This window comes from Shewanella profunda, assembly GCF_023283765.1.
In the GTDB taxonomy this organism is placed as follows: Bacteria; Pseudomonadota; Gammaproteobacteria; order Enterobacterales; family Shewanellaceae; genus Shewanella; species Shewanella profunda.
In genome coordinates, this window is sequence record NZ_JAKILG010000039.1 from 41,260 (window position 1) to 47,931 (window position 6,672).

The following is a 6,672-nucleotide window of genomic DNA, read 5'->3' on the forward strand; positions in this document are numbered from 1 at the left end:
ATTTACACTTGTCATACTGCTTATGCTTGACTGATTTGCTCTACATTCACTTATTGCAATAGGGTCAATTGGTTCGCAAGGGGAATACCTGCATCAATAAGCTGAGTGCGCACCCGTAATTTTTGCATCATGGCAATAAAGTTATCCTGTTGGCGCTGTTGTTGTAAAAGCCAAGCTTGATAACTATGGCGAGTCAGCACAAGGTCTTGATCCGCTTCGCGTACTGGCAAACTAAATTGCTTAGGTAGAGTTAACGTCCCTTGCCTAAGTGGATCGGTAATAAGGTAGGCACCAATGTCGCAATGCCGTTTAAGCTCCGTAAGGGGAGCTAAACATTGGGGCGTAAAATGGCTGCCATCGGTAATAATCCAAATTAATGATCCTGGCTTAGCGATACGCTGTAACCGCTGACAAGCGCGCAGTATATGCTCGGGATCGCGCTGACTACTTCCCATGTGGTTGAGCTGATTCTCGTGAACGCGGCACAGCCCTGAGATCAGTTGCAATATGCCCTGACGGCGGCTGCGGGGTTTGAGCTCTAGATGCTCTGATCCACTCGCGATTAAGGCGCCAAGCCTATCCCCATGGTTTATTGCATTCCACCCTAGAGTTGTGGCTAGGTGTCCTGCTTGTACCGATTGCAACAATAAACTTGAACCAAAATAAAGGCTTTGGCTCAGGTCGATTAACAACAGAATAGGGCGCTCACGCTCTTCAACAAAAAGTTTGGTATGGGTTTGCCCTGTGCGGGCGGTGACGCGCCAATCAATGGTGCGCACATCGTCGCCCTGTTGATAGTGGCGCACCTCGGCAAACTCCATACCGCGGCCCTTAATCAGACTACTGCGGTGACCAGCAAGATTAGCCCGAGCACGGCTATTGCGCTCTGGCATTGCCTTAGCGATATTTTGGCACGCTAGCAGCTCTTTTTCGGTCAAGTGTAGCCCATCGGCAAAGAGCGGCAGGCCATTGGGGGAGCCTTTGGGTTGCACTGTGTCACTCATTTCATTCGACCTTTTTTATCGACTCGCTAGGGGACGGCAACTTGGCTCAGGATGTGGTTGATCACCTGGTCGCGGTTTACACCTTCGGCTTGCGCTTGGTAACTGAGCAATAGTCTGTGTCTTAACACATTGGGTGCAACGGCTTGAATGTCTTCAGGTGACACAAAATCACGCTCGTGCAGCCAAGCGCGGGCGCGGGCGCAGCGTTCTAACGAAATGGTCGCGCGCGGGCTGACGCCATACTCTAGCCATTTTGTGAGATCGTCACTGTAACGCGAAGGCTCACGGGTCGCCATGACGATTTCGACTATATATTTTTCAAGTGGCTCAGCGAGATAGATTTCCATTGCCTCATCACGGGCGGCGAACACATCCGCTTGAGCGATCGGCTCCGTGGTTGGCAATTCGTGGGTCAACGCTTCTTTACGGGATTGGCGCAGAATTTCAATTTCAGTCTCGCCGCTCGGGTAATCAAGATTTAAGTGCATTAAAAAACGATCAAGTTGCGCTTCAGGCAAGGGATAAGTGCCCTCGTTTTCCAATGGGTTTTGGGTTGCCATCACTAAAAACAGTGGCGGTAACTTATAACTATTTTTACCGACAGTCACTTGGCCTTCAGCCATAGCCTCTAATAGCGCTGACTGGACCTTGGCTGGGGCGCGGTTGATTTCGTCCGCCAAGATTAAATTATGGAAAATTGGCCCGGCTTCAAATTCGAAGGTACCGGTTTGCGAACGGTAAATATCTGTACCGGTTAAGTCGGCAGGCAGAAGATCAGGGGTGAATTGAATACGGTGAAAATCGCCCTCAACCCCGTCACATAGGGCTTTTACTGCACGGGTCTTTGCCAGTCCAGGTGGGCCTTCTACCAATAAGTGGCCATTGGCAATTAAGGCAATGAGCAGATTTTCGGTCAATACTGGTTGCCCTAAAACAACCTTATTGAGGTAAGTGCGTAATGCATGAAAGCGACTCAAAGGCATGATGCTACTCGTTTTCTTATTGTTGAAAATACGTGTGTGGGCTATAGACCATGGATATGGTAAAGAATTCCATTAGGGTTTGGCTAGTGTTAAAAAAACAAACAGGTGTTTAAAACTTGCTGACAAGAAGTTAGAATCAGATCACACTTTAATGGTCAGACCTGTTATTGGGCGTTTTTCACCATAACACAATGACAATAGGTCAAAACGGAAATTCGATAGCGCCGCCTGAAATCTCTCAGCGATTGCGCACATAAAGAGGGTGACAAATGAGTGATAGACAACAGGTAACGAATGCTAGAGGCGAGCGTATTGCCATTGTAATGGGTTTAAGAACACCCTTTGCAAAGCAAGCTACTGCGTTTCACGGTGTATCGGCGCTCGATATGGGCAAAATCGTGGTCAATGAATTATTGGCGCGCTCTGAACTCGATCCTAAGCTGATTGAGCAATTAGTGTATGGACAAGTCGTGCAAATGCCGGCTGCACCTAACATTGCCCGTGAAATCGTACTCGGTACTGGCATGAATGTCTCGACCGATGCCTATAGTGTCACTCGTGCCTGTGCGACTAGCTTTCAATCTACGGTGAACGTGGCCGAATCTATCATGACGGGTAATATCGAAATTGGTATTGCGGGCGGCGCCGACTCTTCCTCTGTATTGCCTATCGGAGTGTCGAAAAAATTAGCCCATGCGTTAGTCGATTTGAATAAAGCCCGTAGCTTTGGGCAAAAATTACAAATTTTCCGACGTTTAGGCCTTAAAGATTTATTACCTGTGCCGCCTGCAGTGGCCGAGTATTCAACGGGCTTGTCGATGGGACAAACGGCTGAGCAGATGGCAAAAACCTACAATATTAGCCGCGCCGATCAAGATGCCTTAGCGCACCGTTCGCACACCTTAGCGAGTGAGACTTGGGCTTCGGGATATTTGCGTGACGAAGTCATGGTCGCCCATATACCCCCGTATAAACAGTTCATCGATCGCGATAACAATATCCGCGAAAACTCGGTACTTGAGTCATATGCTAAGTTGCGCCCCGCATTCGATAGGCTGCATGGCACAGTGACAGCGGCCAACAGTACGCCACTGACTGACGGTGCGTCAGCGATTATTCTGATGAGCGAAGGTCGAGCAAAAGCCTTAGGTTATCAACCTATTGGTTATATTAAGAGCTACGCTTTCAGCGCCATCGATGTATGGCAAGACATGCTGATGGGACCATCCTATGCGACGCCACTGGCGCTGAAACGTGCCGGAATGGAATTAGAAGATCTTACTCTAATTGAAATGCACGAAGCCTTTGCGGCGCAGACATTAGCGAATATGCAGATGTTTAGCTCGAAAAAATTTGCTGAAGAAAAACTCGGCCGCAACCGCGCGATTGGCGAAATCGACATGAGCAAGTTCAACGTGCTCGGCGGTTCGCTCGCCTATGGTCATCCCTTTGCTGCTACGGGAACCCGTTTGATCACCCAAGTGTGCCGTGAGCTTAAGCGCCGTGGCGGTGGAACTGGCCTAACGACAGCCTGTGCGGCTGGTGGTTTAGGTGTGGCTATGATAGTGGAAGTGGAGTAATCGGCATGGAAAAGACCTTTAATTTAACCCGCCGCGAAGACGGTATTGCCATTTTGACTATGGATGTTCCTGGCGAAACCATGAACACCCTAAAAGCGCAGTTTGGCCCTGAAATCAGTGAGATCCTTGCTGAGATCAAAAGCGATCCTCATATTCGTGGACTCGTGCTTATCTCGGGTAAAAAAGATTCTTTCGTCGCGGGTGCGGATATTTCCATGCTCGATGCCTGTAAAACGGCGGGCGATGCCAAAGCCTTATCCCAGCAAGGGCATGTGGTTTTTAATGAGTTAGAAGCCTTAAAAATCCCTGTTGTAGCGGCAATCCATGGTGCTTGTTTAGGCGGTGGTTTAGAGCTGGCATTGGCTTGCCATCAAAGGGTGTGTAGCGACGATGGCAAGACTATGCTCGGTGTACCGGAAGTCCAACTTGGCCTATTGCCAGGGGGCGGTGGGACGCAACGTTTACCACGTTTAGTCGGCATTACCACCGCCTTAGACATGATGCTAACCGGTAAACAAATTCGCCCTAAACAAGCCTTGAAAATGGGCTTAGTCAATGATGTTGTACCGCAGACGATTCTGTTGCAAACCGCAGTCGAGATGGCACTTGCGGGCAAACGTGCACCAAAATCTGTTAAAAAGTCACTGGTTAACCAACTGCTTGAAGGCACGAGCTTTGGCCGTAATATTATTTTCGATCAAGCGACTAAACAGGTCGAAAAGAAAACCCAGGGTAATTATCCAGCGCCTGCCAAGATCATTGACTGCGTGCGCCAAGGGATTGCTAAGGGGATGCAAAAAGGGTTAGAAGTCGAAGCCAGCCATTTTGCCGAATTAGTGGTATCAAAAGAATCTGAAGCGCTGCGTAGCATTTTCTTCGCGACCACTGAAATGAAGAAAGAAACCGGCGCAGAGGGTGCAACTGCGCGTAAAGTCAAAAAAGCGGTGATCTTAGGTGGTGGCTTAATGGGGGGCGGTATCGCATCTGTGACGACCACAAAAGCCAAGATCCCCGTTCGCGTCAAAGACATCAGCGAAAAGGGCTTAAGCAATGCGTTATCCTACGCTTATAAGTTATTGGACAAAGGCGTGAAACGCCGCCATATGACGCCCGCTGCCCGTGACAATTTAATGGCGCTGATGACTACAACCACTGAGTATAAAGGTGTTAAAGATGCCGATATCGTTGTGGAAGCGGTATTTGAAGACTTAGCGCTTAAACATCAAATGGTGAAAGACATTGAGCGTGAGTGTGGTGAGCACACGATTTTTGCTTCAAATACCTCATCTTTGCCTATTAGCCAAATTGCCGAAGCCGCAACGCGTCCTGAAAACGTGATTGGTCTACATTATTTCTCGCCAGTGGAAAAAATGCCGCTGGTGGAAGTGATTGCCCACGCTAAAACCTCGCCAGAAACCATTGCGACAACCGTAGCATTTGCCCGTAAGCAAGGTAAAACACCGATAGTGGTGCAAGATGGCGCGGGTTTCTACGTAAACCGTATTCTGGCGCTCTATATGAACGAGGCCGCGCAATTACTACTCGAAGGCCAAAGTGTTGAGCATTTGGATAAAGCCTTAGTGAAGTTTGGTTTCCCTGTGGGACCTATTACTTTGCTCGACGAAGTTGGCATTGACGTGGGCGCTAAGATTTCACCTATCCTTGAGAAAGAACTGGGTGAACGTTTTAAAGCGCCAGCTGCTTTTGACAAGCTTTTAAGCGACGATAGAAAGGGCCGTAAAAATGGCAAAGGTTTCTATCGGTACGGCCAAAAAGATTCTAGCAAGAAAGCGAAAGTCGTCGATGAGAGCGTTTATGGCGTGTTAGGGATTAAACCTAGCACCAATAAGGATGCGGAAGCCGTTGCCGAGCGTTGTGTCGTACAAATGCTCAATGAAGCTGTGCGTTGTTTAGATGATGGTATTATTGCATCGCCAAGAGACGGTGATATTGGCGCTATTTTCGGTATTGGCTTCCCGCCATTCCTCGGTGGCCCATTCCACTATATTGACACTTTGGGCGCCGCGAACTTAGTGAGGATCCTTGAAGGTTATCAAAGTCAATTCGGTAACAGATTCGAACCTTGTAAGCGCTTAAAAATGATGGCACAAGATAATACTCGATTTTTTAATCGATAAACTTAGATGGCTGTACAAAAAAGCGGCAGAACATTGCCGCTTTTTTATTGCCTCCCGGTCTCTTTTTGCCTAAAAAATAGCCATAATTAAGTGTCGCCTAGGTTATTATCTGGCGCGTTAATAAAGATGAGCTTGTGATGATGACTGGCAGCAATAAATTAATAGACTGTTAATACAGCTTTGTCTTAGGGACTTACACGACAAGTTTTTTGTATTAACCTATAATTTTTTAGATAATTAGTTGATTTAAATTATTTTTTAATGGGGTGGGTTGTGATTTTTGGCATATTTATAGTCGGATTGATTTCTGCTTGGTATTTCGGTTATGCAGCCTTTAGGACTGGGCTTTCTGTTAAACGCTGGACATTAATGGGATTAATTCTTGGTCCTTTAGCATTTCCACTATTTACGGCACATAACCTTTTTGCATTAAGAAAGGTTCGTGGTTATGAAGAATGTATACTCAATAGCTGATTTATCAAATAGTTAATAATCAATATTGATTATTAAAGCTTGTCTATTAAAAATGGATAAAACTAAAGGGAGTCTGAGCTCCCTTTATTGTTTTTTAAGGCTTGTCAATATAGCTAATGTTGTAACGGGTTGAAGTCAGTTTGCTACTCATCACTATTACTTTGAATAATAAACTTAGTTCCACCAACCCTTTGCAGGGATCACCTCAAGGCGGTTTAAACCTTCAGGCAATTTAACTTTTTTACGCGCTGGCTTGGATAAACCGAGTGCTTTTTTGATTGAATCTAGCATAGTTATCTCCTTAATAATGATGTCTTATTAAGCAATACTTGTATCGGTAAACCGGACATTAGGAACTGCAGCAATATCAATAGACTTGAAGCGGACATTAGGAACTGCAGCAATATCAATAGACTTGAAGCGGACATTAGGAACTGCAGCAATATCAATAGACTTGAAGCGGACATTAGGAACTGCAGCAATATCAATAGAC

General features: G+C 46.6%; 5 protein-coding genes. 3 read left to right on the plus strand and 2 right to left on the minus strand.

What is annotated here, in order from left to right:
- Nucleotides 1–50: 50 nt before the first annotated feature.
- Both L2744_RS16325 and L2744_RS16330 read right to left on the minus strand, forming a co-directional pair.
- Complete coding sequence (locus tag L2744_RS16325; RefSeq protein ID WP_248992919.1) at nt 51–1,004, minus strand: DUF58 domain-containing protein; 954 nt, start codon at nt 1,002–1,004, stop codon at nt 51–53.
- A 26-nt stretch (nt 1,005–1,030) separates the two neighbouring features.
- Nucleotides 1,031–1,987 (minus strand): AAA family ATPase, encoded by a 957-nt coding sequence (locus L2744_RS16330; protein WP_248992920.1) that lies wholly within the window; start codon nt 1,985–1,987, stop codon nt 1,031–1,033.
- Between the two features lie 269 nt (nt 1,988–2,256).
- On the opposite strand from L2744_RS16330, the gene fadI reads away from it, so the two are divergent.
- From fadI to L2744_RS16345, 3 genes are all read left to right on the plus strand, one after another.
- A complete protein-coding gene (gene fadI / locus L2744_RS16335) occupies nt 2,257–3,567 on the plus strand; it encodes an acetyl-CoA C-acyltransferase FadI (protein ID WP_248992921.1) in 1,311 nt (436 codons plus the stop codon).
- Nucleotides 3,568–3,572: 5 nt separating this feature from the next.
- Nucleotides 3,573–5,705 (plus strand): fatty acid oxidation complex subunit alpha FadJ, encoded by a 2,133-nt coding sequence (gene fadJ, locus L2744_RS16340; protein WP_248992922.1) that lies wholly within the window; start codon nt 3,573–3,575, stop codon nt 5,703–5,705.
- Between the two features lie 261 nt (nt 5,706–5,966).
- On the plus strand, nt 5,967–6,179 hold the full coding sequence (locus tag L2744_RS16345) for a hypothetical protein (RefSeq protein WP_248992923.1): 213 nt from the start codon (nt 5,967–5,969) through the stop codon (nt 6,177–6,179).
- Nucleotides 6,180–6,672 lie beyond the last annotated feature (493 nt).

Coding starts and splice junctions, on each gene's coding strand:
- L2744_RS16325 (WP_248992919.1), bottom strand. CDS start 1,004: ATGAGTGACACAGTGCAACCCAAAGGCTCCCCCAATGGCCTGCCGCTC.
- L2744_RS16345 (WP_248992923.1), top strand. CDS start 5,967: ATGGGGTGGGTTGTGATTTTTGGCATATTTATAGTCGGATTGATTTCT.
- fadI (WP_248992921.1), top strand. CDS start 2,257: ATGAGTGATAGACAACAGGTAACGAATGCTAGAGGCGAGCGTATTGCC.
- L2744_RS16330 (WP_248992920.1), bottom strand. CDS start 1,987: ATGCCTTTGAGTCGCTTTCATGCATTACGCACTTACCTCAATAAGGTT.
- fadJ (WP_248992922.1), top strand. CDS start 3,573: ATGGAAAAGACCTTTAATTTAACCCGCCGCGAAGACGGTATTGCCATT.